Origin of the sequence: Methylosinus sp. sav-2, from assembly GCF_004366495.1 — a bacterium.
Lineage (GTDB): Bacteria > Pseudomonadota > Alphaproteobacteria > Rhizobiales > Beijerinckiaceae > Methylosinus.
The window spans coordinates 49654-75273 of record NZ_SOEJ01000003.1; the positions used below are offsets into that span (position 1 = coordinate 49654).

A 25620-nucleotide genomic window follows, 5' to 3' on the forward strand; every position below is an offset into this window, starting at 1 on the left:
AAGGTCGAGAAAATGGCGACGGGGCGCGAGGCTCCATTGGGCGCTTTCCGCGTCGTCGGCGCGATGCGGACGGACGTCGGCCGCGTGCGCTCCTCGAATGAGGATAGCGTCGCCTTTGTCGCGCCCGCGGACGCGCCGGAGGCGAGACAGGGCTATCTCGCCATCGTCGCCGATGGAATGGGCGGACACGCCGCCGGCGAAGTGGCGAGCGCGCTCGCGACGGAAGTCGTGCGCCGCGTGTTCTACTCGCTCGACGTCGAGCCGCCGCGCGCGTTGAAGGCGGCTTTCGAGGCCGCCAATCGCGCCATCTTCGAGCAGAGCGCGCGCGAGCCCGAATGCAAGGGCATGGGCACGACCTGCACCGCCGTCGTCATTCGCGACGGAAGACTGTGGCTCGCCCATGTCGGCGACAGCCGCGCCTATATGCTGCGCGGCGGCGAGGTGACGCAGCTCTCCGACGATCAGACGCTCCACGCGCAATTGGTGCGCGAGGGCGTGATGACGCAGGAGGAGGCCGAGCGCAGCCCCGGCGGCAATGTCATTCTGCAGGCGGTGGGAACGCGCAAGGAGGTCGCGCCGACCATATGGTCCGAGGGTCTGCCGCTCGCGATCGGCGACGCGATCATTCTGTGCTCGGACGGCCTCTCCAATCTCGTTTCCGAGGCGGAGCTCGCCGCCGTCGTTCCCGATCGCGCGCCGCAGGACTCCTGCCATTTGCTGGTGGAGGCCGCCCTCGCGGCGGGCGGGCACGACAATATTTCCGTCGGCGTGTTTCAGATCGTCGCGCCGCCGCCGGGGGCGCGCGATCAGGCTGCGACGCAGAAGATTCCCGTCGTCGCGGACGGCGCGCCGCCGACGCGCGTCATCGTCGTTCGATAGAGGCACAGCGTCATGAGCGACCAGAGAATGATCGGCCATTACCGGATCGTCGAGCTGCTCGGAACCGGCGCGATGGGCAAGGTGCATGTCGCCTTCGACACTTTCATCGAGCGCGAGGTGGCGATCAAATCGCTGCGCCCCGAGCTGACGCAGGATCCCGAATTCGTCGGGCGCTTCAAGGCGGAGGCGCAGAGCCTCGCGCGCCTCAACCATCCCAATATCACCACGCTCTATTCGCTGCTGCCCGAGGGCAGCGAGCTCTATATGGTGATGGAGCTGGTGCGCGGCCGCGCGCTGGACGATGTGTTGCGCGAGCGCGGCGGACCGCTCGGCGTGAAGGAATGTCTCGCCATCATCGCGCAGGCCGCCGATGGCGTCGCCTATGCGCATCAGATGGGCGTGATCCATCGCGACATAAAGCCGTCCAATCTGATGATCGGCAATGACGGCCGCGTGAAGATCATGGATTTCGGCATCGCCCGCGTGCAGGGCAGCGTGCGCATGACGCGCGCCGGTACGGCGATCGGCACGCCGCTCTACATGGCTCCCGAGCAGCGTCGCGGCAGCGAGGGCGATGAGCGCAGCGATCTCTATGCGCTCGCCGTCGTTCTCTATGAGATTCTCTCCGGCGCGGCGCCCTTTGCGGGGCTCGACGAGGTGGAGCTGCTGCAAGCGCAGATCGGCAGAGATCCGCCGCCGCTGGTGCCGCGCATTCCTGGCGTGACGCCGGAGCTGGAAGCCGCGCTCATGAAGGCGCTCGCGAAACGGCCGGAGCAGCGCTATCCGTCGATCCGCGCCTTCAGCGACGCCATAGGCGCGACCGTCTTGCGCGTCGACGCCACATCCATTGTGCAGAGCCCGGCTCATCTTCTCGATAGGGCGACGCAGACGAGCGCGAGCGCCGGCTCCGCCGCCTCTCTGCCGTCCGTCGCTCTGGCCGTCGCCAAGAGCCGTTCGAGCTCGCTGGTGCGACGCTTCAAATCGCTGCATCCGGCGCTGCAGGGCGTGTCCGTGGCGGTTCTTGCGTTCGCGGCCGTCGCGCCTCTGCTGTTCAGCGGCGACGGCGGCGAGGGCCTCAACAGGAGGCGCGAGTTCGAGAAGGCCGAGCACGAGCGCCGCACGACCGCGGAGCTCGAGAGCGAGCGTCGCCAGACGGCAAAGACTCTGGATTTCGGCCAGACCGGCGAGATCAAGCCGGTACGAAACGAGATCGAGCGTCTGGCCGCGCCGACGAATGATGCGCCGCCAGCCAAGCCCAAATGCAATGAAGGCTTCAGCATCGCCGATTGCCAGCCCTCGACAGTGCCCGGCCAGAAGACCGCGGCCGTCGAGCAGGCGTCCCTGGGCGCGTCTTCGACGATCGCCGATCTACGCAGAGCGGTGAAGGAGAAAGAGTTCGACCGCGCTTCGTCGATCGGCGAGTCTCTCGCCGCTTCAGGCGAGCGCGAGGCGCAATTCATCATCGGCATGATTGCGCTGAAAGGGCAGGGGCGGCCGCAACATCTTCCGACAGCCTTCAAATGGATCAAGAAAGCCGCCGACAAAGACTTCCCCGAGGCGCAGGCGGTGCTCGGCAATATGTATCAGAACGGCGACGCCGACGGCGGCGAGAATGTCGAGGAGGCCCTGCGCTGGTATAAGAAAGCGGCGGACCAGAATAATCCGCGCGGCCAATTCTGGCTGGGCAAGGCCTTTGAGAAGGGCGTGCCCAATGTGCTGAAGAAAGACGCGAAAAAGGCGGGCGATCTGTTTCGCCTCGCCAAGACCCAGGATTTTCCGGGCGCTGCGGAGGCGCTCGAGGCGCTCCGCAAATCTGGCAAATATTGACGCTGCGCTTGGCGGATCAGTAATCCGCCTTGCCGAGCCCGGTCGCGCCTTTGGTGGATGTTCCGCCGCCATTATCGCCGCCGCCTCCGCCTCCGCCGCCATGACGGCCGCGCCGTGAGGCGTGACGCGCGTCGCCGCCGCCGCTTTGATGGTGCCCGACATGGCGCGCGGGTCTGCGCGGGCGATAGCTGCCTCCGCCTCCGCCGCCATAACCGCCGCCTGTCGGCCCGAGATGCAGCCGGAAGGGGCCGAAGCCGATATATTGCGCATTGGCGGAACCGGCGTCGAGCGCGGCGATGGGCAGCGCGAGGAGCCCCGTCAGCAGCCCACGGCGGGAGAGTTTCGGCAAATCCTTCGATGAGGATTCGGCATGCAATTCGCCACAATGTTCGTCGATCATCTTCGCCAGCCTGAAAAATTCCCCGCGTGAACTATCAGGTGCGGCCTCGACATTGTCAAACGCGCTCTGCCTCGCTCGCGGCGCGACAATTCGGGTCGCGCCGCGGCTCAGCCAAATCTACCAGCCCCAGCCCCAGCCGCCGAAGCTCGCGCCGACGAGGCCATAGCCGGCGCCGTAGCCTCCTCCGTAGCCGCTATAGCCGTACGGGTAGCTATAGCCGTAGGAGTAGGCAGGATAGGCGATCACCGGCGTCGCCACCACCTCGGGCTGGGCCACATAGACCGTCCGGCGCTCGACGATGCGGCGCACATAGCTCGTCCTGTGCTCGCAAGTCGGCTGCTCATATTTCGGCGGCTCGTACTCGGTTCTGTCCTCGCAAACTTGCCGACAGCGCTTCTCCTTGGCGACGGCGGCGTCGGCGCCGAGCGCGCCGATGACGAGCGCCGAGGCGCAGATCAACGACAATCTGACGACTGTGCTCATGATGCGGTTCTCCTTCGTCTGCGCTTGGAACGAATGTGCGCGAACGCGGTTGAACCTATGTCGCCGATCCGCAGCGGCGAGTGCGTTTCTTTCGATGCGACGCAGCGATGAGTCTTTTGACGAAAATCAAATTCGTGGCGTTTTGTCTGAGATTTTCGTGATTGCGGTCGATTGACGCTGCGGCCTCGCGCGCGCTCGTCGCGCGCCGCTGCGAAGGCCTAATCTCTCACGCAAGCCTGGCGTCTCGAAATATCGCACAGGCGACTGGAGGAATCGGCAATGTCCACTTACGGAGCCAATGATCCGATCGTTTTCACCTTGCTCGCGGAAGCCGTGGTGATCGCTGTCGCCGCCGTGTCGATCGTCGGCTATCTGCTGTTCAAAGCCGGCGCTAGCGCCTTGAGCAAGCCGCACGCGCATTGAGCGCCGAAAGCTGAGCGAGCCGACCCCGCCCTTCGGCGGGATCGGCGCTGCCGTTTCGACTAGAAGTGATAGTTGAGGCCGCCGCGGATCGTCGATGTGTCGATATTCGTCTGCAGCGAATTGGCCGAGAAATCGAAATAGCGATCGCCGCCGACCGAGGTGAAGAGATATTCAGCCTTGGCGGAGAGATTGGGCGCGAGGCCGAATTCTATGCCGGCGCCGAGCGCCCAGCCGGCGAGGAATTTCGACTGCTGGCCGTAGAAGCCCTGGAAGGCGTTGTTCACGCTCGCCGTCGTGTTGCTGCCGGCGAAGCCGCCGGTGACGAACAGCAGTGCGCGATCGACAGTGACGCCGGCGCGCGCGCGAATGGTGAGCGTGTTGTCGACGGAGCCATTGCCGGAGACGCCGGCGAAAGGCGAGCGCCCGTCCTTCGAGCTGTTGAAATCGAAGTCGCCTTCGACGCCGACGAGGAAGTTGGGCGCGAAGGTGAGATTATAGCCGGCCGTGCCGCCGACGACCCACCCGTTCGGCTGGCCGAGCAGATTGCTGCTGCCGTTCTGGAACGAGCCCAGCGCATAGCCGCCGTTGATGCCGATGTAGAAGCCCTGCCAGGAGAAGGCGGGCGGCGGGCTGTAATAATCGGTGGCGGGCGCCGAGCGCCGCGGCAGATCGGCGGCGAGGGCGGAGGCGCCGGCGCAGAGCAGGGCGGGCGCCAGCAGCGCGGGAAGCAGCATAGGTCTCATCGAACTCGACTCCACATTCGCGCGCCTTTAAGGGCCTTCGGCTCGCGGTCACAAAACTCGGCGCGGGCGAGGGGCAAGGCCCAGCCAGAGCTCAGTCGAATTAAAATCGTTCACGTTAACGGAACCTTTCCTCGCCCGAGCCCGCGCTCGCGGCGAAGCAAAACCACAGCGCGCTGTAAGGTATTGATTGTGTCGAAACCATGTTATATTTAGAATTAACCGAGCCATTCTGGCCATTATCCATTTTCTCTCGATCATCACGTCGCATAGTGCCGTTGAGATTGCCTAATAATTCGTAAAATCGTCCGCGGTTACGTCTCGGCGGCGCATTGACCGCGCCGGCGCGGCGTGAGAATTGCCTTGCACGGCGGCAAGATGGGGATTCGGGCGATGAGCGCTGGCGGCGCAGGCGGTTCGGGGCCGGTTCTGGTGACGGGCGCGGCGCGGCGGATCGGCTTGGCGATCGCCGCGCGGCTGGCGCATTGCGGGCGCCCGGTGGTGCTGCACGCCTCGCATCGCTCCATAGAGGAGGCGGAGCTCGCCGCCGCGGCGATCCGCGCCAAGGGCGGCCGCGCGGCGGTGGTCGGCGCCGATCTCTCCGACGCGCGCGAGACAGAGGCGCTGATGGGGCTCGCCGCGCGCGCTTTCGGGCCGGTGACGCTGCTCGTCAACAACGCCTCGGTGTTCGAGCTCGACGCGGCGCAGGATTTCTCGGTCGAAGTGTTCGATCGGCAATTCGCCGTCGATCTGCGCGCGCCGCTGCTGCTGGCGCGCGACATGGCTGCGCAATTGCCCGAGGAGGCGGAAGGGGCGATCGTCAATATCGTCGATCAGCGCGTGTTTCGGCTAACGCCGCGCTACTTCACCTATACGCTGGCGAAATCCGCTCTGTGGACGGCGACGCGCACCATGGCGCAGGCTTTCGCGCCGCGCATTCGCGTCAACGCCGTGGGGCCGGGGCCGGTGTTTCCCAACGCAGTGCATGGGCAAAAAGGTTTCGAGACGGAGGCGCGCGGCGTGCCGCTGCGCCGGCCGGCGGACGTGTCCAGCGTCGTCGACGCGGTGGTGTTTCTCGCTGAGGCGCGCAGCGTCACCGGGCAGATGATCGCCGTGGACGGCGGCCAGCATCTCGCCTGGGAAACGCCCGACGTGCTGCCAGATTAGCGCGTCGCCGGGCAATTAGCGTCACCGGGCATGACAAAGCCTTCGCGATAGGGGAAAAGGCGCGAATGCGTCCCTCGATCCTCGATCCGCTGTTCGGCCGCGCCGCCGCCCTTCCGGGCATAGGCCCCAAGACGGCCAAGCATTTCGACCGGCTGCTCGCCCGGCCGGGCAAGGAGACGCGTCTTATCGACGTGCTGTTTCATCTGCCGATCAATCTCGTCGACCGCAGCCTGCGCCCCACCATCGCCGAAGCGCCGACGGATCGCGTCGTCGTGCTGAAAGTGCGCGTCACCGAGCATCGTAAGCCACAGGGGCGCTACGCCAAGGCGCCGTTCAAAGTTCATGTCGAGGACGACACCGGCGACGCGGAGCTGGTCTTCTTCCTCTCCAACGCCGAATGGATCGAGCGCAGCCTGCCCATAGGCGCGACGCGCTGGGTCTCCGGCAAGATCGAGCTCTATGACGGGCGCCGGCAGATCGTGCATCCGGATCGCGTGCTGGACGAGGCGGGCCTCGCCAAGCTGCCGCCGGCGGAGGCGGTGCACGGCCTCACCGAAGGGCTGCAAGAGCGTTTCGTGCAGCGCGCCGTCGCGGGAGCGCTGGAGCGGCTGCCCAAGCTGCCGGAGTGGCAGGACGCCTCCGTGCTGGCGGCCAATGGACTTCCCGATTTCGCGACAGCGCTCGCCGCGGCGCAAAACCCCAAATCGCCGGCCGATATCGAGCCCGCCGGCAAGGCGCGCCAACGCCTCGCGCTGGACGAATTGCTGTCGCAGCAATTGGCGCTCCGCCTCATCCGCTCGAAAATGCGGCGCGAGCCCGGCCGCGAGAACGCCGGCGACGGACGCATCACGCGCGTCATAGAGGCGGCGTTGCCCTATGCGCTCACCGGCGCGCAGCAGCGCGCGCTCGTCGAGATACGCGAGGATCTCGCCTCCTCGCGGCGCATGCTGCGGCTGCTGCAAGGCGATGTCGGCGCCGGCAAGACCATTGTCGCTCTGCTCGCCATGGCCAGCGTCGTCGAATGCGGCCGCCAGGCGGCGCTGATGGCGCCGACGGAAATTCTCGCGCGCCAACATTACGAGCGCCTGCTGCCGCTCGCCGAAGCCGCCGGCCTGCGCCTTTGCCTGCTCACCGGCAGAGCCAAGCCCTCCGAGCGCGCGCGAATCTACGAGACCATAGCGGCGGGCGCCGTCGATATCGTCATCGGCACTCATGCTCTGGTGCAGAGCGAGCTTTCCTTCGCCGATCTTGGCCTCGCCGTCGTCGATGAGCAGCATCGCTTCGGCGTGCAGCAGCGTCTGGCGCTCGGCGCCAAGGGCGAGAGCGTCGATGTTCTGGTAATGACGGCGACGCCCATTCCGCGCTCGCTGGCGCTCACCTATTTCGGCGATATGGACAGTTCTATCCTCGACGAGAAGCCGCCCGGCCGCTCGCCGATCGAGACGCGCGCGCTGCCGGTGTCACGCATCGGCGATGTGGTGGAGGGCGTGCGCCGCGCTCTCGCCTCCGGCGCGCGCGTCTATTGGGTGTGCCCGCTGGTGGAGGAGAATGAGGACCTCGATCTCGCCGCTGCGCAGGATCGTCACGAGGATCTGACGCGCATTTTCGGCGAGATCGTCGGCCTCGTTCACGGCCGCATGAAAGCCCCGGAGCGCGACGCCGCAATGGAAGCGTTCAAGCAGGGCGTAACGCGCATTCTCGTCGCCACCACGGTCATAGAGGTCGGCGTCGATGTGCCGGAGGCGACGGTCATGGTGATCGAGCACGCCGAGCGTTTCGGCCTCGCGCAATTGCATCAGCTGCGCGGGCGCGTCGGCCGCGGCTCGGGCAAATCCTCCTGCCTGCTGCTCTACAAAGGCCCGCTCGGCGAGACGGCCAAGGCGCGGCTGGTGATGCTGCGCCAGACCGAGGACGGATTCCGCATAGCGGAAGAAGATTTGCGCCTGCGCGGGGAGGGGGAAATTCTCGGCGCGCGGCAATCCGGCCTGCCGGGCTTCCGCCTGGCCGATCTCACAGCCCATGCGCGGCTGCTGGCCATAGCGCGCGACGACGTCGAGCTGACCCTGCGCCGTGACCCGGACCTCTCCAGCCCGCGGGGCGAGGCGCTGAGGGTTCTGCTCTATCTCTTCGAGCGCGACGAGGCGGTGAAGCTGCTGCGGGCGGGATGAGCGCGCCGGGCCTTTATCGGGAGCGCCATTGCGCGTAAATTCCGGACCTGCGCCGCTAAAGCGGCGAAAATGAAAAAAACGGGCGGCGAGCGCCCGTAAAGGGAGAGCGAATTGTCCTATCTGCACACGATCTGGAGCCAATTGTCGTGGAGCGACAAATGGGTCCTCGCCATCAACGTCTTTCTCGCGGTCATCTTCTTCGCCTCCTGGCGGAACAAGAAGCGCCGCCAGAAGCAGGGCGAGTGAACGCGCTCAGACGGCGCCGCGCAGGTTCGCCGCCGTCTGGCCGAAGAGGATTTTGCGCTCCTCTTCCGTGAAGCCGTCGCGCGGGCGGGAGAGGGCTTCGCCTTTCGCATAGGCGCGCTCGACCGCCGGCCGCGCGCGCATCGCCTCGAACCAGCGCCGCACATTGGGAAAGTCGTCGAGAGACTGTCCCTGCCGCTCATAAGGAACGATCCAGGGATAAGCGGCCATATCGGCGATGGAGTAATCATCGGCGATGTAGTCTCGTCCAGCGAGACGCTTGTCCAGCACGCCATAGAGGCGATTGGTCTCGTTCACATAGCGATCGATCGCGTAGGGAATCTTCTCCGGCGCGTAATTGCGGAAATGATGGTTCTGCCCCGCCATGGGGCCGAGCCCGCCGACCTGCCAGAACAGCCATTCGAGCACGCGCGCGCGGCCGCGCAGATCGCTCGGCAGAAAGCGCCCCGTCTTCTCGGCGAGATAGACGAGGATCGCGCCGGATTCGAACAGCGAGACCGCGGCGCCGCCGTCGGCCGGCGCATGGTCGACGATGGCCGGCATGCGATTATTCGGCGAGATGGCGAGAAAGGCGGGAGAAAATTGCTCGCCCTTCGATATGTCGACGGGGATGATTTTATAGGCGAGCCCCGCCTCCTCGAGAAAGATCGTGATCTTGTGGCCATTGGGCGTGGGCCAAAAATGGAGGTCGATCATATGAGGTCTCCGTGTCGTGCGAGGACGGGCTACTCGCTATTCGCTCGTCCCAACGGAATCGTGACATAGAAAGTCGATCCTTGTCCCGGCTGCGATGTCACCGACAGCCGCCAGCCATGGCGATCGGCGATGGATCTGCAGATCGCGAGGCCTATGCCGGTGCCGGGATATTTGCCCTTGGGATGCAGCCGCTTGAACGGCTCGAAAACGAGCTGCGCATATTTGCTCTCGAAGCCTATGCCATTATCGACGAAGGCGACGACGATCTCGCGCTCGTTCTGCGTCGCCTGAATGACGATCTCCGGCGCGCAATCTTGCTTGCGATATTTGAGCGCGTTGGAGACGATATTATGCGTCAGCCGCGCGAATTGCGAGCGGTCGGCGCGAAAGGCGACATGCGGCGCCTCTATGCGCATGCGTGCGCCGCTCTCCGCGATCGCCTCGGAGAGGTCGTCGACAGCGAGGTCTATTTCGTCGCGCAGATCGAGCTCCTGCACATTCTGCGCATCGTTGATCGCGCGCGAATAGGTGAGGAGATCGTCGACCAGCTCGCGCGCGCGCAGCGCCGAGGAGCGCATCACGCTATTGGCGTAGCTCATGTCGTTCTCATTGGCGCTGGAGATCGCCTGCTCGAGAATATCCGCGAATGCGGCGATCTTGCGCAGCGGCTCCTGCAGATCATGCGAGGCGACATAGGCGAATTGCGCCAGACGCTCATTGGCGCGCTCCAGCTCCGCCGCGCGCTGCGACAGCGCATTCTCCGCTTCGCGCCGCGCGGTGATGTCGAGCACGGTCGCCAGCACGATCGCGCCGGTCTCGCTCTCGATCGGCGTCAGCCCGATCTCGACTGGAAACTCGCTGCCGTCGCGCCGCGTCGCCTTCAGATCGCGGCCGGCTCCCATCGGGCGCTTGCTCGGATGCGCGAGGAAGCTCTGGCGCAAGGAGGAATGCGCCGCCCGCATGCGCGCGGGGACGAGAATATCGATGGACTTTCCAACCAGTTCGTCGCTACGATAACCGAACATACGCTCGGTCTCCGCGTTGACGAATTGGATGAGTCCATCGGCGCTGCTGACGATCATGGCGGCAGGCGCCGACTCTACCGCGAGGCGAAAATGATCGTCGCCTATGCTGTCGAAGCTCATCCTCGCACCCCTCGTCGCGCGCATTTGGTAGCGCTCGTTGCTGCGCGCGGGGCGACCGCATCCTATTTATAGGAAACAGCGTCTGAGAAACGAGCGCAAGTCGAGAAGATGGGGATTGTGATGTCCGCTGTCGAGACGAAGAATCGGGCCTGCCGCGTATTGATCATCGAGGACGATCAGGACGACGTCTTCCTGTTCAAGCGAGCCCTCGATTCCGTGCGCTCCTTGCTGGAGCGCGACATCGAATGCGAGCAGGTCGACAATGGGCTGGACGCGATCTTTCTCGTGTCGCGCGAGGAGATCACGGACAAGCTTCCGGATGTGCTGGTGCTGGACCTCAACATGCCGCGGCTCGATGGCGTGAAGTTCTTGAAGTCGCTGCGCCGCTCGCTTCTGCTGAAGGAGCTGCCGGTTTTCGTGCTGACAACCTCCACCGCGCCGTCGATCCATGAGGAGGCGATGCGGGCCGGCGCCGACAAGGTGTTCGTCAAGCCCAATGACGCTGAGGCGCTGCTCGCCATCGCGCTGGAGATCGTGAGCTCGGCGTTGGAGCGGCGCGGCGAGCCGGCGACGCGTCAGTAATACCAGAGGCCGTCGTGCAGCCCGCGCGGCGATGGCGGCGGCGCCTGGCGCGGCGGCGGATTGACGTAATCGCCGCCGCCATAACCGCCGCCGTAAGGCGCGCCATAGCCGTAAGGCGCCGGGCCGCCGGCGTTCTGGCCCGAGGGAGGGGCGTATCTCTGCCGCTCGCGCTGAAGCCGGCGCTGCTCGCGCGCCCGCTCGCGCGCCTCCCATAGATCGCGTCGCTGCTCGGCGGCCTGCGCGCGCGAAGGCCCCGCGCCGCCCTCGCGGTCCCGCGCGAATGGCTCTGCGAGCGCCGAGGTCGCGATTGCGACGCCTGCGAAGACGATCGATGCGACGAGCAGGGCTTTCGACATGGGACGCCTCCGATTGCGAATGGAAGCCTAGTCTAGACCATGGCGCGGCCGCTGGCCGGCGGCGCAAACGGATGTGGTTAAGCTCCTCTCTCTCGCTTGCGCGCGCCGCAACGCTTTTTTCAGCCTTTGCTGGAAGTGTCACAGATCTCGCCGCCCGACGCGGCGGCGGCTTGTTTTTCGCGATGTGATGCGAAAATTCCTTTTGTGGAGCGGCGCCATGATGACGCTTGATCCGACGACGTTCGGTCCCGCCGGCGACGACGCCGCGAATCGAATCGCCTGCGCCTGTCTGCCGCCGCCGACGACGCGCTGGGTGGTGCGCCGCAAGGCCGAGGTGGTGGCGGCGGTGCGCAGTGGCGTCGTCTCGCTCGACGAGGTCTGTCGGCGCTATTCGTTGACGCCGGACGAGTTCAATGCCTGGGCGAGCTTCATCGACCGCCATGGCGTGGACAGCTTGCGCACGACTCGTCTGCAATATTATCGCCGCCGCGCGGCGCGGCTCGCCGCCGGCAAGCGTTGACCTGTCAGCCCTGCGGCTTGCTCTCGATTCGCAGAGCCTCGCCGGCGTGTTGGGCGAGCGCGGTCTGAATCGGTCCCGCCAGCGCCGCCAGCAGCCAGGGCAGCCAGACCTCTATGTGCAGCGAATCGGCGAGCACCTCTATGCGCGCCTGCATATTGTGGCCGAAGGCGCCGACCTTCAGATCGGCGGCGTTCCCGGTCCAGACGACCTCGGAATGCGCGAGCTTGTCCACATAGTCCCGCCGCAGCTGCTCGAGCCCAGCGGCGACGCGCGCCCGCGCGGTCTCGACGCCGAGATCATGGCTAACGCTGATGACGATGGATTTTTGCATAGTGAGGCTCCCGTGCCGCCAATCTAGGCGTCGAGAGGCGGATTTCACAGGGGCGGAATGATTACTGGCTCCCCGAGCAGGACTCGAACCTGCGACCCAGCGATTAACAGTCGCTTGCTCTACCGGCTGAGCTATCGGGGAACGGTGCCGGGCATATAGCAAGCTCTAAGCACTCTTGCCAAGCCCTGTTCTCCGCCTTTCTCGATTTCTTTCGGGCTTCCCACAAGCCATTCAATCGGCAGGGGGAAAAAGCGCGAGTGTCGCTACTATGTCATTCTGCGACGGCAGGCCCGCCTCATTGCCCAGGTGCTGAATCTTATATCCCGAGGCCGCGCGGGCGAAGTGGAAGTGCTCGCGCCAGGGCGCTTCCGGCCGCTGGAGATAGGACGCCATATAGGCGCCGTGGAACACATCGCCTGCGCCCGATGTGTCGACGATGCGCTCCGCCGGTACAGGGAGGGAAGGGAGGCGCTGCACCTCGCCATTCTCGTCGTACCAGAGCATGCCGCGCTCGCCATTGGTGACGCCGCCGATGCGGCAGCCCTTGCTCTTCAAATAGGCCAGCATATCGGCCTCCGAGAGCGTCATCTGCTCGCAGAGCCGCTCGGCGACGATGGCGACGTCGATGAATTCGAGCAGATCGGTGATTCCCGACCGCAGCGCGCCGCCGTCAAGCGAGGTCAACGCGCCCGATTCGCGGCAGGCGCGCGCGTAATGGAGAGCCGCGTCGGCGATATGCCCGTCGCTGTGCAGTGCGCGCACCCCAGTCAAATCGAGACGCGGGAAGTCCTCGAGGAAATTATTGTCGCGGGCGCGCAATATGGCGCGTTTGCCGTCTTTGGGCAGCACGAAGGACAGGGACGAGCGGCGCACCCGGCGCGGATGCACGCGCAGCCCATAGGTCGCGGCCATATCCATGAACATATGGCCGAGCCAGTCGGGCGCGAGCTGCGTCAGCAGATCGACGCCGTCGCCGACCAGCTTGGAGCAGGCGAAGGCGGCGGTCACGGCGTTGCCGCCGAAGGAGACGGCGTAATCCTCCGCCACATCCTTCTCGTCGCCCTTGGGCATGACCTGCGTGCGCATGGTCACGTCGATATAGGAATGGCCGATGAACAGAGACTGCAATCGAGGACTCCGAAAGGAGGAGCGGAGGAGGGGGCGCCGTCAGACCGAGAAGCTGGAGCCGCAGCCGCAGGAGGCGGTGGCGTTGGGATTCTCGACGCGGAAGGATTGGCCCATCAGATCCTCGACATAATCGACGCGCGCGCCGGCTATATAGGCAGCAGAAATCGAATCGATGACGAGCTTCGCCCCATCGCGCTCGACGACGATATCGTCCAGCTTGGGCTCGGTCTCGACCGTATAGGCGTATTGCAGGCCGGAGCACCCGCCGCCATCGACGGAGAGCCGCAGCGCCGTCGCGGCGGCCTCGCCGGCGAGAATGGCGTGAATGCGCTCGGCCGCGCGCTCGCTCATTTCGATCTTCGCAATCGTCGCCGTATCGGTCATTAGGGCGCGCCTTCCTCTTTTTTGGCTTTTGTCTCGCCAGCCTCGTCGCTTGCGCTCCCCGGGGCGGGCGGGATATGCGAAGCGAAAATATGGCCGCCCGCGTGACCTTGCAATGACAGGAGCAGACGATTGGCGATCGAAGATCCCGCCGTCCGCGTCCGCGCCCCCTACGGCAGCGATCCTGCGGCCTCACGCGGGCGCTTGTTTCCCGAATCGGCCTCGCCGACGCGCAGCGAGTTCCAGCGCGACCGCGACCGCATCATCCATTCGACGGCCTTTCGCCGTCTCGCGCATAAGACTCAGGTCTTCGTGCCGCTGGACGGCGATCATTTCCGCACGCGGCTGACCCATACGATAGAGGTGGGGCAGATCGCCCGCGCGCTCGCCCGCGCTCTGGCGCTGGACGAGGATCTCGCCGAGGCGGTGGCGCTCGCCCATGATCTCGGCCATACGCCCTTCGGCCATGCCGGCGAACATGCGCTGCAGCGCTGCATGGAGGCCTATGGCGGCTTCGATCACAACGCGCAGGCTTTGCGCGTCGTCACTCTGCTCGAGCGCCGCTACGCTCGCTATGACGGGCTGGACCTCACCTTCGAGACGCTGGAAGGCCTCGTCAAGCACAATGGACCTTTGCGCGGCCCGCGCTCGAATCGCGCGCTCGCTCCTTATGTGGCGGAGTTCGACGCGCTGTTTCCGCTGGAGCTGGACAGTTTCGCAGGCGCAGAGGCGCAGGCGGCCGCTCTCGCCGACGATATCGCCTATGACGCCCATGACATAGACGATGGGCTGCGCGCCGGCCTGTTCTCGCTCGAGGATATCGCCGCCGTGCCCTTCATCGGCGTGATGCTGGACGAGATACGCGCCGTCTATGGCGCGCTGGAGCGCACGCGGGTCATTCACGAGCTGGGCCGGCGCGTCATCACCCGCTTTGTCGAGGACGCCATCATCCAATCGGAGAAGCGCCTGCGCCTCGTCGGGGCGAAAAGCGTCGAGGATGTGCGCCGCGCCGGCGTGGCGACGATCGCCTTCTCGCCGCCCATGGCCGAGGCCGATCGCTCGATCAAGGCCTTTCTCTTCCCCAAAATGTATCGGCATGAGAAAGTCGTGGGCGTCTGGGACCGCGCCGAGCAGGTCATCTCGCGGCTTTTCCCCGTCTATTTCGACGATCCGGCGCAAATGCCGCCGGAATGGGCCGAGCTCGCCCGCGTCGAGGAGAGCGCCGCCCGCGCCCGCCATGTCGCCGATTACATCGCCGGAATGACCGACCGCTACGCGCTCGGCGAATATCGCAAGCTGTTCGGGGAGAAAATGTCCTTGGGCTGAACAGTCGGTCCCGCTCACCCTCCCCTTTAGGGGGAGGGTCGGCCGGCGTCAGCCGGACGGGGTGGGGTTCAACAGCAAAAACTCGGGGCGTCACCCCCTCCCGATCGCCTTCGGCGCTCGACCTCCCCCCTCGAGGGGGAGGTGGAAACGCCCTTTCGAGCGACACCGCTCATTTCCCCCATCGCCCTGAGGGCGGACCACAGCTCGCCTTGACGGAGCCCCTCGCGCGCCCGACCTCCTGGTTCTGACCCGGGAGGCCCCCATGCTCGTCATCGAATTCGTCGGCGCCGCTCCAGAGGGAATGACCGCGCAGGTCATCGATCGGATGAACACCGACATCAGCGACGTGCGCAAGGCCGTCACTCACGCCAAGTCGCTGTTTTCGAATGTGATCGTCCAGCGCACGCATAAGCCGCTGCCGCATGGCTTCCGCATATTGGACAGCGATGGGCGGGAGGTCGCGAGCTGGAGCATAGACGAGTGAGGCGGGCGAGCCTGAAGGCCCGCGGTCCGGGCGCCGCTCTTGGACCGCCGATCAGTCGCTGCTGTCGCGAAAGATGCGTTCCGCTCCCCATTCTGCTAAACCCCCGGCCGCAATCGCCCCCGGCCCGGACATTCGATGAACATCTTCTCCGACTTCCACGTCGCCATCGCCGCCATTCTCGATTCGATCAAGGCCTCCGGCCGCCTGCCGGAGACGCTGGATCATGCGCGTTTCGTCGTGGAGCCGCCCAAGGACGCCGCCCATGGCGATCTCGCCACCAACGCCGCCATGGTCTTCGCCAAGGAGGCCAAGGCCAATTTCGCCAATCCGCGCCAGCTCGCGGTGGAGATCGCCGCCGCGCTCGCCGATCTGCCCGATGTGGCCGAGGCCGAGGTCGCCGGGCCGGGCTTCATCAACATCCGCCTGAAGCCGAGCCTCTACGCCGATGTGCTGCGCGCCGTGCTGAGCGACTGCGAAGCCTATGGAAGGCCGCAGGGCAGGGGGGCGCTCGCGGGCAAGATCAATGTCGAATATGTCTCGGCCAATCCGACCGGGCCGATGCATGTCGGCCATGGCCGCGGCGCGGTGTTCGGCGATGCGCTGGCCAATCTCCTGGCCTTCGCGGGCGCCGAGGTCACGCGCGAATATTACATCAATGACGCCGGCGCGCAGGTCGATGTTCTCGCCCGCTCGGCCTTCCTGCGTTATCGCGAGGCGCTCGGCGAGACGATCACAATTCCAGAGGGGCTCTATCCGGGCGACTATCTGAAGGCCGCCGGCGAAGCTCTGGCGAAACAATTTGGCCGCGAGCTTTTGGACAAGAGCGAGAGCGAATGGCTGGAGCCGGTCAAGCGCGCCGCGATCGACGCCATGATGGCGATGATCCGCGACGATCTCGCCGCGCTCGATATTCGCCATGAGGTCTTCTTCTCCGAGCGTAAGCTGCATGAGAAGATCAATGGTCTGTCGCAGATCGACAAGGAGATAAACGAGCTGCGCGCGCGCGGCCTCGTCTATGACGGTCGCCTGCCGCCGCCCAAGGGCCAATTGCCGGATGATTGGGAGGATCGCGAGCAGACCTTGTTCCGCTCGGTCGATTTCGGCGACGACGTCGATCGCCCGCTGAAGAAATCTGACGGCTCCAATACCTATTTCGCGGCCGATATCGCCTATCATAAATCCAAGATCGACCGGGGCTTCACCACGCTCGTCGATGTGTGGGGCGCCGATCACGGCGGCTATGTGAAGCGCATGACCGCGGCGGTCGCCGCGCTTTCGGACAATAAGGTCACGCTCGACGTGAAGCTCTGCCAGCTCGTGAAGTTGATGCGCAATGGCGAGCCGGTGAAAATGTCGAAACGCGCCGGCGATTTCGTCACCTTGCGCGAGGTGGTGGACGAAGTGGGCGTCGACGCCGTGCGTTTCATGATGCTCTATCGCAAGAATGACGCGCCGCTCGAATTCGATCTCGCCAAGGTCATCGAGCAGTCGAAGGACAATGCCGTCTTCTATGTGCAATACGCCCATGCGCGCGCCAAATCGGCGATCCGGCAGGCGCTCGGCGCTTTTCCCGATCTCGATCTGACGCCCAAGGCGCTCGCCGCTGCGCCGCTCGATCTGCTGCAGGACGAAGGCGAGATCGCGCTCGCCAAGGCCATTGCGCAATATCCGCGATTGATCGAATCGGCCGCCACGGCGCATGAGCCGCACAGAATCGCCTTCTATCTCTACGATCTCGCCAGCGTCTTTCATTCGCATTGGAACAAAGGCAAAGATCGGCCACAATTACGCTTTGTTAATGCAGATGATAGAAATTCGACCTATGCGCGGATGGCGTTGGTCGTTTCTTTGACTTGCGTCCTGGCGTCGGGTTCGAGACTCCTAGGCGTGAGCGCCCCCGACGAGATGCGGTGATCGCGGCCGGCGCTTTGCAAGAGTGCGGCGTGCGCTCGCATCCGGGAATGGCGACGTCGCGTCCGTCGGGTAGTGAGCAGGAAGGTGCATCATGCGCGAGGCGACGGCCCGAGGGCCTTCCATCGACATCAGCGAGTTCGAGCGGCGCCTGCGTGGCGGCGAGCCGCAAGAGAATCAGGCGGGCAGGAGCGAGGCGAAGAGCGATCCGCTCGCCGAGCTGGCGCGGCTGCTGCACGGCGACGAGACGGCCGGCGCGGCCGATCCTTATGGTAGAGTCTTCGCCGACCAGCAGCGTCGGGAGCCGGCCGTGAGCCAGAGAGACAGAGACGTTTTCGATACGGCCGAGCTGCGCGGGGCTCTGCCGCCGGTCTCGCCGTCGCCCTTATCGCCGCCGCCGCTTTCGCCGGCGGCGCAGCAGCAATCGCAGTCCGACGACTATTACGCCGTGCGCTCGCCCGGCGAGGGTCAGTGGGCGCATCAGGATCAGCAGGACTATCTCGACTATGGCGTCGAGGACGAGCCTTATGACGAGCCGCGCGAGCGGAGAGGCTTTTTCGGCGCTTTGCGCGATCGGCTGCGGCCGTGGCATGCGGTCGTCGCTCTCGCCGGCGTCGGCGCGGTGAGCGTCGGCTTGGCCTTGGGCCATCGCGGCGGCATCGTGGCCCCGCAGGAGCTCGCCACCATAAAGGCGCCGGAAGGGCCGGCCAAGGTGCAGCCCTCCACCGTCGCCGAAGCCGCCGCGCCCCAACGCGGCGCCGCCGTGCTCGATCGCAATCAGACCGCTCCGGTCAAGAAGGTCGTCTCCAAGCAGGAGCAGCCCGTCGATCCGGCGGCGGCGGTGCGCGTCGTCAAGCTCGGCGACGGGCCGGTCGACGCGCCGCACGAGGCCGCCCCGGCCGGCGGCCCCAATAATCCCTATGGCGCCGAGCCGCGGCGGGTGAAGACCGTCTCGGTGCGGCCCGACGGCACCGTCATCGATCATGACGCGCCGACGCCGGCGATCGCCCGTCCCGTCAATGTCGCGCCCCCGGCGCGGCCGCCGTCCCTCGCCGCCCGGCCGAGCGCCGTCGACGCCGCGGCCGAGCCGCCGACCGCGACGCCCAAGGGTCCGGCCAAGCCGGCGACGACCCCCAAGGTCGCGCAGCCGCCGCGTCCCAAGCCCGCCGCCCCGGCGGCGGCCGCTCCCGAGCAGACCGCCGCGCTCGAAACGGCCCAGCCGGAGGCCGCGACCGGCGGCAATGGCGGCTTCGCCGTGCAATTCGGCGCCGCCGGCTCGGAGGACGAGGCCCGCCGGCTGATGCAGACGGTGAATTCCAAATACAGCGCCCAGCTCGGCGGCAAGCGGCTCGGCTTCCGCCTCGCCAAGGTCGGCGAGAAGAGCGTCTATCGCGTCCGCGCCGCCGGCATGAGCCGCGAGGCTGCTGTCGGCGTCTGCGAGAAGGTCAAGGCCTCCGGCGGCTCCTGCTTCGTCGCCGCCAATTGATGGAGACAGCGGCTCCGTGACGCGCGCTTTCATCTGCGGCTGCGCCGGCCTCGCCCTCTCGCAGGAGGAGAAATCCTTCCTGCGCGAGGCGCAGCCCTGGGGCGCGATCCTGTTCAAGCGCAATGTCGCCTCGCGCGAGCAGCTTTCCGCCCTCACCGCGGAAATCCGCGAGGCGCTGGGGACCGACGCCCCCATTCTCGTCGATCAGGAGGGCGGGCGCGTCCAGCGTCTCGGCCCGCCGGTCTGGCGCGCCTATCCCGCCGCCGCCGCCTTCGAGAGGCTGGGGCTTCCGCCCGAGGAGACGGCTGCGCTCGTCCGGCTCGGCGCGCGACTGATCGCCCATGATCTGCGCGAGGTCGGCATCGACGTCGATTGCCTGCCAGTTCTCGACACGCCGGTGGACGGCTCCCACAATATCATCGGCGACCGCGCCTATAGCCGCGTTCCCACCGAGATCGCGCGGCTCGGCCGCGCCGCGGCGGAGGGGCTGCTCGATGGCGGCGTGCTGCCGGTCATCAAGCATATCCCCGGCCATGGACGGGCGCGGGCGGACAGCCATCTCGAGCTGCCCGTCGTCGACGCCTCCCGCGCCGAGCTGGAGGCGCAGGATTTCATTCCCTTCCGCGCCGACGCCGATCTGCCGCTCGGCATGACCGCCCATGTCGTCTATCGGGCCATCGATCCCGAGCTTCCGGGCACGCTCTCCAAAGCCGTGATCGAAGGGATTATTCGTTCCCTCATCGGTTTCGACGGCCTGCTGATGACCGACGATCTCTCGATGAAGGCGCTCTCGGGCGGCTTTCGCGCGCGCGCCGAGGGCGCGATCGCCGCCGGCTGCGATGTGGTCCTGCATTGCAACGGCGATCTCGCCGAGGCCCGCGCCGTGGCGGAAGGGGCTGGCGATCTCGCCGGCCGGGCGCTGGAGCGGGCGCGTGCGGCGAAAGCGAGAATCGCCGCGCCGAAGGAATTCGATCCTGTGGACGGCGCCCGCCAGCTCGACGCGGCTCTTGCGGCCGGCGTCTGATCGGCCCAATCTCTCGCCTTCCCGATGGGCGGAGGCGTGAGACAACGCCGTGAGGCGAGATGGCGCAGGATTTGGCTTTCGACATCGCCGGAGAACATGAGCGCGCGGAGGCGGAGCCCGCCTTCCTCGTCGATGTGGACGGTTTCGAAGGCCCGCTCGACCTGCTGCTCGAGCTTGCCCGCCGCCAGAAGGTCGATCTCGCCCGCATTTCCATTTTGGCGCTGGCCGAGCAATATCTCGCCTTCGTCGAGGAGGCGCGGCGCGTCCGGCTGGAGCTGGCCGCCGATTATCTGGTGATGGCCGCCTGGCTCGCCTATCTGAAATCGCGCCTGCTGCTGCCGGAGCAGCCAAAGACGGGCGAGGAGCCCTCCGCCGCAGAGCTGGCCGCGGCGCTCGCCGATCGCTTGCGCCGGCTGGAGGCGATCCGCGCGGCGTCGGACAAGCTTCAGGAGCGCGCGCGGCTCGGCCGCGACATGTTTCTGCGCGGCGGGCCGGAGGGCATAGAGACCAAGACGAACTCGACCTTCACGGCCAGTCTCTATGATCTTCTTTCGGCCTACGCCCGCCAAAGGCAGAAGCAGGCGATCTCCAAGGTCACGCTACGCCAGCGCAATGTCTGGTCGCTGGCGGAGGCGCGCGAGACGCTGGAGCGGCTCGCCGGAATCGCGGCCCAATGGACCGCGCTCGACGATTATCTTTTGGCTTTTTGTGTGGATATTCAAACGGCGCGCACCGTCCGCGCCTCGTCTTTTTCCGCTTCGCTGGAAATGGTGCGGGAAGGGCGGTTCGACATTCGCCAGGACCGCGCCTTCGCGCCGATCTGGCTGCGGCGGCGGGAAACGGAACTGGACCGCGAGCCTTCGGACTCGCCAAGCGAAGCCTCGGAGGCGTGAGCCATAGGGCTCCGATCCAAAGGCCAGGGAGAAGAAATTTGGCGCGAGCCTTGCGACCCGTCCAACTGTTCGAAGACGATGTGACCCTCGATCAAGAGGCGGCGGCGCTGCGCGAGGCCTCCCGCATCGCCGAGGCGCTGCTTTTTGCGGCCAGCGAGCCGCTCGACGAGACGGAGATCGCCCGCCGCCTGCCGGACGGAACCAATGTCGAGGCCGTGCTGGCGCGGCTGAAGCAGGATTACGCCGAGCGCGGCGTGACGCTGACTCGCGCCGGCCACAAATGGTTTTTCCGCACTGCGGCCGATCTCGGCTGGGTGCTGGCGCGCGAGCAGGTGGAGCAGAAGAAGCTGTCCCGCGCCGCGCTGGAGACGCTCGCCATCGTCGCCTATCACCAGCCGGTGACGCGCGCCGAGATCGAGGACATAAGAGGCGTCGCCGTGGCCAAGGGCACGCTGGACGTGCTGCTGGAAACCGGGTGGATTCGCCTGCGCGGCCGTCGCCGCGCGCCGGGGCGTCCGCTCACCTATGGCACGACCGATGCGTTCCTCATGCAGTTCGGCCTGGAGCAGATCGGCGATCTGCCCGGCCTCGACGAGCTGAAAGGCGCCGGCCTCTTCGATGGTCGCCTGCCCAAGGGCTTCGACGTGCCGCAGCCGACCGACGACGCCACGCTCAAGGAGGACGAGGATCCGTTGGAGGGCGACGCCGAGGCGGCGCTCGAGATGGATTTTCTGCTGGAGCCCGACGCGCCGGAGGAGCCCGAACCGATCGAGGAATAGAGCGCTTTCGCCCCGTCTCGCCCGGGCCAAATCGAAATCCTACCTAAAGCGTCGGAGAATTCGACGCAGGGCGCCTCATCCAACTTGTTTTTGCGCGTCCGGCGTCCTAGGTTCCGAGAAGTTTCGGCCGGCCTCGCCGGTCCACGAAAGACGAGTGGGAGGTTCGCGTCATGGGCGGTCTGTCGATCTGGCATTGGATTATCGTCGGCGGCGTGGCCTTCATCCTGTTCGGCGGCCGCTTCAAGATTTCCGACGTCATGGGCGACGTCGCCAAGGGCATCAAGGCCTTCAAGAAAGGCCTCGCCGAAGACGACACCGAGGCGAAGGCCGAGGAGCCGGCGAAATCGCTGGAGCATCAGGCGCTCGCGAGCCAGACGACGCTTCACGTCGATAAGACGGCCGAAGCGAAAAAGGCCTGACGCCACCCTTGTTTCGCCTGCCGCGGGCAGGCTCTCGAGAAGACCATGTTCGATCTCGATCCCGGAAAGCTGATCGTCATCGGCATCGTCGCGCTCGTCGCGATTCCGACCAAGGACCTGCCGCGCGTATTGCGCCAGATCGGCCAGATCACCGGGCGCATGCGGCGCATGGCGGCCGATTTCCAAGGCCAGTTCATGGATGCGATGCGCGAGGCCGATCTCGCCGACGTGCATAAGAATTTGAAGAGCGAGGTCGATTCGGCCTTCGCCGGCGTCGGCGACGTCGCCTTCGATCCGCTCAAGCAAGCGCGCGAGCAGATCGTCGGCGCGATCGAAGGCCCGCCTGCCCCGCCGCAAAGCGATGAGAGCAAGGCCGCTGAGCCGGCCGTCGAAGCGCAGGCCGAGCCTCATGCGGCGAGCGAGCCCGCGCCGACGAGCGAGACCGATACGCCGCCCGAAAGCCAGCCGAAATGACCGACGCCGACATCGACGCCACCAAAGCGCCGCTCCTCGAGCATCTGATGGAACTGCGCGAGCGGCTGATCCGAGCGCTGCTGGCGTTTTTCGGCGCCTTCATCCTGGCCTTCTTCTTCGCCAAGGACATCTACAATCTCCTGGTCGTGCCCTATACAATGGCGGCGGGGCCGGAGGCCAAGCTCATCTACACGGCGCCGCAGGAATATTTCTTCACGCAGATCAAGGTGGCGATGTTCGCCGCGGCCTTCATTTCCTGCCCGATCGTCATCGGGCAGCTCTACGCCTTCGTCGCGCCCGGCCTCTATCGCCACGAGCGGCAGGCGTTTCGTCCCTATCTCGTCGCCACGCCGGTGTTTTTCGCGCTGGGCGCGATCGTCGTCTATTTTCTGGTCATGCCCAATCTGCTGCATTTCTTCATTTCGATGCAGCAGGCCAATGAGCCGGGGAAGGCGCAGATCGAGCTATTGCCGCGCGTGTCAGAATATTTGTCGCTCATCATGACGCTGGTGCTCGCCTTCGGCGTCGTCTTCCAGCTGCCGGTGGCGCTGACGCTGCTCGGCCAGATCGGCATCGTCTCGTCGAAATTTTTGTCCGAGAAGCGTCGCTATGCGATCGTCCTCGTCTTCATCGTGGCGGCGGTGCTGACGCCGCCCGACGTGTTCAGCCAGCTGGCGCTCGCCATACCGGGCCTGCTGCTCTACGAGGCGTCGATCATTTCCGTGCGCTGGATCGAGAAGAAGCGGGCGGCGGCCGAGGAACAGCAAGCCGCGGGTTGACCCTTCGTTCTGCTCGAGGGACAAGGACCCTCATCCGACCCTCGCTGACGCGAGGGCCACCTTCTCCCACGAGTGGGAGAAGGATTCGCGCCCCTCAACGTCGGCCGCTCCCTTCTCCCACTTGCGGGAGAAGGCAGCCCGGCGCAGCCGGGTCGGACGAGGGCCTCGCACCAGTCGGCGGATCGATTCTCATGCACGACATCAAATTTATTCGCGATAATGCGGAAGCTTTCGACAATGGCCGCCGCCGCCGCAATCTCCCGCCTCTGTCGGAAAGCCTCTTCGCGCTCGATGACGTACGCCGTACGGCGATCGCGGCTTTGCAGGCGGCGCAGGAGCGACGCAACGCCGCCTCGAAAGAGATCGGCCTCGCCATGCGCGAGAAGGACGCCGCCCGCGCCGAGGCGCTGAAGGCGGAAGTCGCGAAGCTGAAGGAGGACTTCCCGCAGCTCGAGCAGAAGGAGCGCGAGGCGAGCGCTGCGCTGGACAAGGCGCTGTCGGAGATTCCCAACACGCCGCTCGAGCAAGTGCCGGAAGGCAAGGACGAGCACGACAATGTCGAGGTTCTGCTCTGGGGCGAGCCGCGCAAATTCGACTTTGAGCCGAAAGAGCATTTCGACATTGGCGAAGGCTTGAAGCTGATGGATTTCGAGACCGCGGCCAAGCTCTCCGGCGCGCGTTTCGTCGTGAACAAGGGCGGGATCGCGCGGCTGGAGCGCGCGCTCGCGCAATTCATGCTCGATCTGCATACGGGCGAGCATGGCTATACCGAGGTCGCGCCGCCGCTGCTGGTGCGCGACGATGCAATGTTTGGCACGGCGCAATTGCCGAAGTTCGAAGAGGATCAATTTTGGGCTATCAGTGGCCAATTCATTCCAGAGATATCTGATGAAGAACTTATCAAGGACTATGTTGACGTTCGAAGCGAAATGCCGAAGGGGCTGGCGCAGACTTTGAGAACAATGAAACGCGAACGCCTAGGTCTGATTCCCACCGCCGAAGTCCCGCTCACCAATCTCGTGCGCGAATCGATCCTCGACGAATCGCAGCTCCCTCTGCGCTTCACCGCCGGCACTTATTGCTTCCGCGCCGAGGCTGGCGCGGCGGGGCGCGACACGCGCGGCATGATCCGCCAGCATCAGTTCTATAAGGTCGAGCTCGTCTCCATCACCACGCCCGAGCAATCGCTCGAGGAGCATGAGCGCATGACCGGCTGCGCGGAGAAAGTGCTGCAGCTGCTCGAGCTGCCCTATCGCAAGGTGACGCTCTGCACCGGCGACATGGGCTTCGCCTCGCAGAAGACCTACGACCTCGAGGTGTGGCTGCCGGGGCAGGGGAAATATCGCGAGATTTCCTCCTGCTCGGTCTGCGGCGATTTCCAGGCGCGGCGCATGAACGCCCGCTTCCGTCCCGCCGAGGGCAAGGCGACGCGCTTCGTGCATACGCTCAACGGCTCCGGCGTCGCCGTGGGTCGCGCGTTGGTCGCGGTTCTGGAGAATTATCAGGAGGCCGACGGCTCCGTCACAGTGCCGACGGTGCTGCGCCCCTATATGGGCGGGCTGGAGCGAATCGCCGCGGCGCGGTAGCCCTTAGCGAAATCTATGTGCGCGCTTCCTTCTCCCGCCTGCGGGAGAAGGTGGCCCCGCTAAGCGGGGGCGGATGAGGGTCCTTCGCGTGAGGCGAAGACTCGTGTCGAGCTCGACGAGCCCTCATCCGACCCTCGCTGACGCGAGGGCCACCTTCTCCCACGAGTGGGAGAAGGAGCGCCAACGATCAGCGTTTGTGAGCCTATGCGCATCCTCATCACCAATGACGACGGAATCCATGGCGCCGGCCTCGCGCTGGCCGAGCGCGTCGCGCGCAGCCTCACCGACGATGTCTTCGTCGTCGCGCCGGAGAGCGAGCAATCGGGCGTCGCGCATTCGCTCTCCATCAATGATCCGCTGCGTTTGCGCGAAATCTCCTCGCGGCATTTCGCGGTCAAAGGCACGCCGACCGATTGCGTCATCATGGGCGTGCGCAAGCTGCTCGCCGACAAGCCGCCGGATCTCATTCTCTCCGGCGTCAATTCCGGCCAGAATCTCGCCGAGGACGTCAGCTATTCCGGCACCATCGCCGGCGCCATAGAGGGCACGCTGCTCGGCATTCCTTCCATCGCGCTCTCGCAGGTCTATGATTTCTTCGCCGGACGCCGGCACATCCACTGGGATTGCGCGGAGGCTCACGCGGCCGACGTCATTCGCAAGCTGGTCGCGGCGGGCATTCCGCCGGGCGTGCTGATGAATGTCAATTTTCCCAACTGCACGCCGCAAGAGGTGAAGGGCGTCGCCGTCACCATGCAGGGCCAGCGCTCCAATGATCTGATGCATATAGAGGATCGCAAGGACGGTCGCGGCATTCCCTATTATTGGATATGCTTCCGGCGCGGCAATTTCACGCCGGGGCCGGGCACCGACCTCGAGGCGGTGGAGGCGAATAAGATTTCGGTGACGCCCCTACGCCTCGACTTCACCGACCATCCGACCTTGACGCGGCTCTCCGCCGCTTTCGAATAG

Annotated in this window: 29 protein-coding genes and 1 tRNA gene; 20 read left to right on the forward strand and 10 right to left on the reverse strand. The window is 65.7% G+C overall.

All coding sequences use genetic code 11. From position 1 onward, the window contains the following. The first annotated feature begins 12 nt into the window (after positions 1-12). Together EDE12_RS08810 and EDE12_RS08815 are read left to right on the forward strand one after the other, a co-directional pair. Positions 13-879, forward strand: coding sequence for a PP2C family serine/threonine-protein phosphatase (locus EDE12_RS08810; protein WP_026598550.1), 867 nt, complete (start codon positions 13-15; stop codon positions 877-879). 12 nt (positions 880-891) lie between these two features. After that, on the forward strand, positions 892-2706 hold the full coding sequence (locus EDE12_RS08815; RefSeq protein ID WP_036290841.1) for a serine/threonine-protein kinase: 1815 nt from the start codon (positions 892-894) through the stop codon (positions 2704-2706). 16 nt (positions 2707-2722) lie between these two features. On the opposite strand, the gene EDE12_RS08820 is transcribed toward EDE12_RS08815, so the two are convergent. Beyond that, the gene (locus tag EDE12_RS08820) at positions 2723-3106 is read right to left on the reverse strand and encodes a hypothetical protein (protein WP_026598551.1); all 384 of its coding nucleotides are present in this window, start codon (positions 3104-3106) and stop codon (positions 2723-2725) included. A 117-nt stretch (positions 3107-3223) separates the two neighbouring features. Further along, entirely contained in the window at positions 3224-3589 is a 366-nt protein-coding gene (locus tag EDE12_RS08825) for a hypothetical protein (RefSeq protein ID WP_134188052.1), read from the reverse strand. 279 nt (positions 3590-3868) lie between these two features. Between EDE12_RS08825 and EDE12_RS21820 the strand changes: the two genes are divergently transcribed. Continuing rightward, the gene (locus tag EDE12_RS21820; protein WP_166671843.1) at positions 3869-4012 is read left to right on the forward strand and encodes a hypothetical protein; all 144 of its coding nucleotides are present in this window, start codon (positions 3869-3871) and stop codon (positions 4010-4012) included. A gap of 59 nt (positions 4013-4071) precedes the next feature. On the opposite strand, the gene EDE12_RS08830 is transcribed toward EDE12_RS21820, so the two are convergent. Continuing rightward, positions 4072-4755, reverse strand: a complete 684-nt coding sequence (locus tag EDE12_RS08830) for an outer membrane beta-barrel protein (RefSeq protein WP_026598553.1) — start codon at positions 4753-4755, stop codon at positions 4072-4074. Between the two features lie 390 nt (positions 4756-5145). On the opposite strand from EDE12_RS08830, the gene EDE12_RS08835 reads away from it, so the two are divergent. The 3 genes from EDE12_RS08835 (at position 5146) to EDE12_RS22440 (ending at position 8333) form a co-directional block, all read left to right on the forward strand. Beyond that, positions 5146-5919: an SDR family oxidoreductase gene (locus EDE12_RS08835; RefSeq protein WP_026598554.1), complete on the forward strand. Its 774-nt coding sequence runs from the start codon at positions 5146-5148 to the stop codon at positions 5917-5919. Positions 5920-5984: 65 nt separating this feature from the next. Next, positions 5985-8087, forward strand: coding sequence for an ATP-dependent DNA helicase RecG (gene recG / locus EDE12_RS08840; RefSeq protein WP_026598555.1), 2103 nt, complete (start codon positions 5985-5987; stop codon positions 8085-8087). A 111-nt stretch (positions 8088-8198) separates the two neighbouring features. Further along, positions 8199-8333, forward strand: a complete 135-nt coding sequence (locus EDE12_RS22440) for a hypothetical protein (RefSeq protein WP_256388647.1) — start codon at positions 8199-8201, stop codon at positions 8331-8333. Positions 8334-8339: 6 nt separating this feature from the next. Here the strand turns inward: EDE12_RS22440 and EDE12_RS08845 are convergent, their stop codons facing one another. After that, positions 8340-9047, reverse strand: coding sequence for a glutathione binding-like protein (locus EDE12_RS08845; RefSeq protein ID WP_026598556.1), 708 nt, complete (start codon positions 9045-9047; stop codon positions 8340-8342). A gap of 29 nt (positions 9048-9076) precedes the next feature. Further along, entirely contained in the window at positions 9077-10192 is a 1116-nt protein-coding gene (locus tag EDE12_RS08850; RefSeq protein WP_024879866.1) for a PAS domain-containing sensor histidine kinase, read from the reverse strand. Between the two features lie 120 nt (positions 10193-10312). Here EDE12_RS08850 and EDE12_RS08855 point away from each other — a divergent pair, with 120 nt between their 5' ends. Beyond that, entirely contained in the window at positions 10313-10774 is a 462-nt protein-coding gene (locus tag EDE12_RS08855) for a response regulator (RefSeq protein ID WP_018265133.1), read from the forward strand. Here the strand turns inward: EDE12_RS08855 and EDE12_RS08860 are convergent. After that, positions 10768-11130 carry a hypothetical protein gene (locus tag EDE12_RS08860; RefSeq protein WP_024879867.1) on the reverse strand — a complete coding sequence of 121 codons (363 nt, stop codon included), beginning with the start codon at positions 11128-11130 and terminating at the stop codon, positions 10768-10770. The genes EDE12_RS08855 and EDE12_RS08860 overlap by 7 nt on opposite strands. Before the next feature lie 217 nt (positions 11131-11347). Between EDE12_RS08860 and EDE12_RS08865 the strand changes: the two genes are divergently transcribed. After that, on the forward strand, positions 11348-11650 hold the full coding sequence (locus EDE12_RS08865) for a DUF1153 domain-containing protein (protein WP_026598557.1): 303 nt from the start codon (positions 11348-11350) through the stop codon (positions 11648-11650). A 4-nt stretch (positions 11651-11654) separates the two neighbouring features. On the opposite strand, the gene EDE12_RS08870 is transcribed toward EDE12_RS08865, so the two are convergent. From EDE12_RS08870 to erpA, 4 genes are all read right to left on the reverse strand, one after another. Continuing rightward, positions 11655-11981 carry a polyhydroxyalkanoic acid system family protein gene (locus EDE12_RS08870; protein ID WP_024879869.1) on the reverse strand — a complete coding sequence of 109 codons (327 nt, stop codon included), beginning with the start codon at positions 11979-11981 and terminating at the stop codon, positions 11655-11657. Positions 11982-12046: 65 nt separating this feature from the next. Further along, a tRNA-Asn gene (locus EDE12_RS08875) sits at positions 12047-12122 on the reverse strand. A gap of 90 nt (positions 12123-12212) precedes the next feature. After that, entirely contained in the window at positions 12213-13109 is an 897-nt protein-coding gene (locus EDE12_RS08880; RefSeq protein WP_026598558.1) for a sugar kinase, read from the reverse strand. A 39-nt stretch (positions 13110-13148) separates the two neighbouring features. Further along, positions 13149-13493, reverse strand: coding sequence for an iron-sulfur cluster insertion protein ErpA (gene erpA / locus EDE12_RS08885; protein WP_026598559.1), 345 nt, complete (start codon positions 13491-13493; stop codon positions 13149-13151). A gap of 129 nt (positions 13494-13622) precedes the next feature. On the opposite strand from erpA, the gene EDE12_RS08890 reads away from it, so the two are divergent. The 12 genes from EDE12_RS08890 (at position 13623) to surE (ending at position 25620) form a co-directional block, all read left to right on the forward strand. Beyond that, positions 13623-14816, forward strand: coding sequence for a deoxyguanosinetriphosphate triphosphohydrolase (locus EDE12_RS08890; RefSeq protein WP_026598560.1), 1194 nt, complete (start codon positions 13623-13625; stop codon positions 14814-14816). Positions 14817-15078: 262 nt separating this feature from the next. Then, a complete protein-coding gene (locus EDE12_RS08895) occupies positions 15079-15300 on the forward strand; it encodes a hypothetical protein (RefSeq protein ID WP_026598561.1) in 222 nt (73 codons plus the stop codon). Positions 15301-15435: 135 nt separating this feature from the next. Beyond that, positions 15436-17214: an arginine--tRNA ligase gene (gene argS / locus EDE12_RS08900; protein ID WP_026598562.1), complete on the forward strand. Its 1779-nt coding sequence runs from the start codon at positions 15436-15438 to the stop codon at positions 17212-17214. A 91-nt stretch (positions 17215-17305) separates the two neighbouring features. Then, positions 17306-18697: an SPOR domain-containing protein gene (locus tag EDE12_RS08905; protein ID WP_134188053.1), complete on the forward strand. Its 1392-nt coding sequence runs from the start codon at positions 17306-17308 to the stop codon at positions 18695-18697. Positions 18698-18713: 16 nt separating this feature from the next. Then, on the forward strand, positions 18714-19721 hold the full coding sequence (gene nagZ / locus EDE12_RS08910) for a beta-N-acetylhexosaminidase (protein WP_026598565.1): 1008 nt from the start codon (positions 18714-18716) through the stop codon (positions 19719-19721). Positions 19722-19780: 59 nt separating this feature from the next. Continuing rightward, complete coding sequence (locus tag EDE12_RS08915) at positions 19781-20614, forward strand: ScpA family protein (protein ID WP_024879878.1); 834 nt, start codon at positions 19781-19783, stop codon at positions 20612-20614. 38 nt (positions 20615-20652) lie between these two features. Next, entirely contained in the window at positions 20653-21393 is a 741-nt protein-coding gene (gene scpB / locus EDE12_RS08920) for an SMC-Scp complex subunit ScpB (RefSeq protein WP_026598566.1), read from the forward strand. 170 nt (positions 21394-21563) lie between these two features. Then, positions 21564-21812 (forward strand): twin-arginine translocase TatA/TatE family subunit, encoded by a 249-nt coding sequence (locus EDE12_RS08925; protein ID WP_026598567.1) that lies wholly within the window; start codon positions 21564-21566, stop codon positions 21810-21812. A 45-nt stretch (positions 21813-21857) separates the two neighbouring features. After that, on the forward strand, positions 21858-22286 hold the full coding sequence (locus tag EDE12_RS08930; RefSeq protein ID WP_026598568.1) for a protein translocase TatA: 429 nt from the start codon (positions 21858-21860) through the stop codon (positions 22284-22286). Continuing rightward, positions 22283-23065: a twin-arginine translocase subunit TatC gene (tatC, locus tag EDE12_RS08935; protein WP_024879882.1), complete on the forward strand. Its 783-nt coding sequence runs from the start codon at positions 22283-22285 to the stop codon at positions 23063-23065. Before EDE12_RS08930 ends, tatC begins: the two co-directional genes overlap by 4 nt. Before the next feature lie 191 nt (positions 23066-23256). Next, positions 23257-24651: a serine--tRNA ligase gene (gene serS, locus EDE12_RS08940; protein WP_026598569.1), complete on the forward strand. Its 1395-nt coding sequence runs from the start codon at positions 23257-23259 to the stop codon at positions 24649-24651. Between the two features lie 204 nt (positions 24652-24855). Next, positions 24856-25620, forward strand: coding sequence for a 5'/3'-nucleotidase SurE (gene surE / locus EDE12_RS08945; protein ID WP_026598570.1), 765 nt, complete (start codon positions 24856-24858; stop codon positions 25618-25620).

Excerpts from the sequence above, each read along its gene's own strand:
- EDE12_RS08810 (WP_026598550.1), top strand. The coding sequence starts at position 13 with ATGGCGACGGGGCGCGAGGCTCCATTGGGCGCTTTCCGCGTCGTCGGC.
- EDE12_RS08925 (WP_026598567.1), top strand. The coding sequence starts at position 21,564 with ATGGGCGGTCTGTCGATCTGGCATTGGATTATCGTCGGCGGCGTGGCC.
- EDE12_RS08845 (WP_026598556.1), bottom strand. The coding sequence starts at position 9,047 with ATGATCGACCTCCATTTTTGGCCCACGCCCAATGGCCACAAGATCACG.
- EDE12_RS08860 (WP_024879867.1), bottom strand. The coding sequence starts at position 11,130 with ATGTCGAAAGCCCTGCTCGTCGCATCGATCGTCTTCGCAGGCGTCGCA.
- EDE12_RS08870 (WP_024879869.1), bottom strand. The coding sequence starts at position 11,981 with ATGCAAAAATCCATCGTCATCAGCGTTAGCCATGATCTCGGCGTCGAG.
- recG (WP_026598555.1), top strand. The coding sequence starts at position 5,985 with ATGCGTCCCTCGATCCTCGATCCGCTGTTCGGCCGCGCCGCCGCCCTT.
- EDE12_RS08915 (WP_024879878.1), top strand. The coding sequence starts at position 19,781 with ATGGCGCAGGATTTGGCTTTCGACATCGCCGGAGAACATGAGCGCGCG.
- EDE12_RS21820 (WP_166671843.1), top strand. The coding sequence starts at position 3,869 with ATGTCCACTTACGGAGCCAATGATCCGATCGTTTTCACCTTGCTCGCG.
- EDE12_RS08825 (WP_134188052.1), bottom strand. The coding sequence starts at position 3,589 with ATGAGCACAGTCGTCAGATTGTCGTTGATCTGCGCCTCGGCGCTCGTC.
- EDE12_RS08820 (WP_026598551.1), bottom strand. The coding sequence starts at position 3,106 with ATGATCGACGAACATTGTGGCGAATTGCATGCCGAATCCTCATCGAAG.
- EDE12_RS08865 (WP_026598557.1), top strand. The coding sequence starts at position 11,348 with ATGATGACGCTTGATCCGACGACGTTCGGTCCCGCCGGCGACGACGCC.
- tatC (WP_024879882.1), top strand. The coding sequence starts at position 22,283 with ATGACCGACGCCGACATCGACGCCACCAAAGCGCCGCTCCTCGAGCAT.
- serS (WP_026598569.1), top strand. The coding sequence starts at position 23,257 with ATGCACGACATCAAATTTATTCGCGATAATGCGGAAGCTTTCGACAAT.
- EDE12_RS08815 (WP_036290841.1), top strand. The coding sequence starts at position 892 with ATGAGCGACCAGAGAATGATCGGCCATTACCGGATCGTCGAGCTGCTC.
- EDE12_RS08905 (WP_134188053.1), top strand. The coding sequence starts at position 17,306 with ATGCGCGAGGCGACGGCCCGAGGGCCTTCCATCGACATCAGCGAGTTC.
- EDE12_RS08850 (WP_024879866.1), bottom strand. The coding sequence starts at position 10,192 with ATGAGCTTCGACAGCATAGGCGACGATCATTTTCGCCTCGCGGTAGAG.
- surE (WP_026598570.1), top strand. The coding sequence starts at position 24,856 with ATGCGCATCCTCATCACCAATGACGACGGAATCCATGGCGCCGGCCTC.
- argS (WP_026598562.1), top strand. The coding sequence starts at position 15,436 with ATGAACATCTTCTCCGACTTCCACGTCGCCATCGCCGCCATTCTCGAT.
- EDE12_RS08835 (WP_026598554.1), top strand. The coding sequence starts at position 5,146 with ATGAGCGCTGGCGGCGCAGGCGGTTCGGGGCCGGTTCTGGTGACGGGC.
- EDE12_RS08830 (WP_026598553.1), bottom strand. The coding sequence starts at position 4,755 with ATGAGACCTATGCTGCTTCCCGCGCTGCTGGCGCCCGCCCTGCTCTGC.
- EDE12_RS08930 (WP_026598568.1), top strand. The coding sequence starts at position 21,858 with ATGTTCGATCTCGATCCCGGAAAGCTGATCGTCATCGGCATCGTCGCG.
- erpA (WP_026598559.1), bottom strand. The coding sequence starts at position 13,493 with ATGACCGATACGGCGACGATTGCGAAGATCGAAATGAGCGAGCGCGCG.
- EDE12_RS08895 (WP_026598561.1), top strand. The coding sequence starts at position 15,079 with ATGCTCGTCATCGAATTCGTCGGCGCCGCTCCAGAGGGAATGACCGCG.
- EDE12_RS08855 (WP_018265133.1), top strand. The coding sequence starts at position 10,313 with ATGTCCGCTGTCGAGACGAAGAATCGGGCCTGCCGCGTATTGATCATC.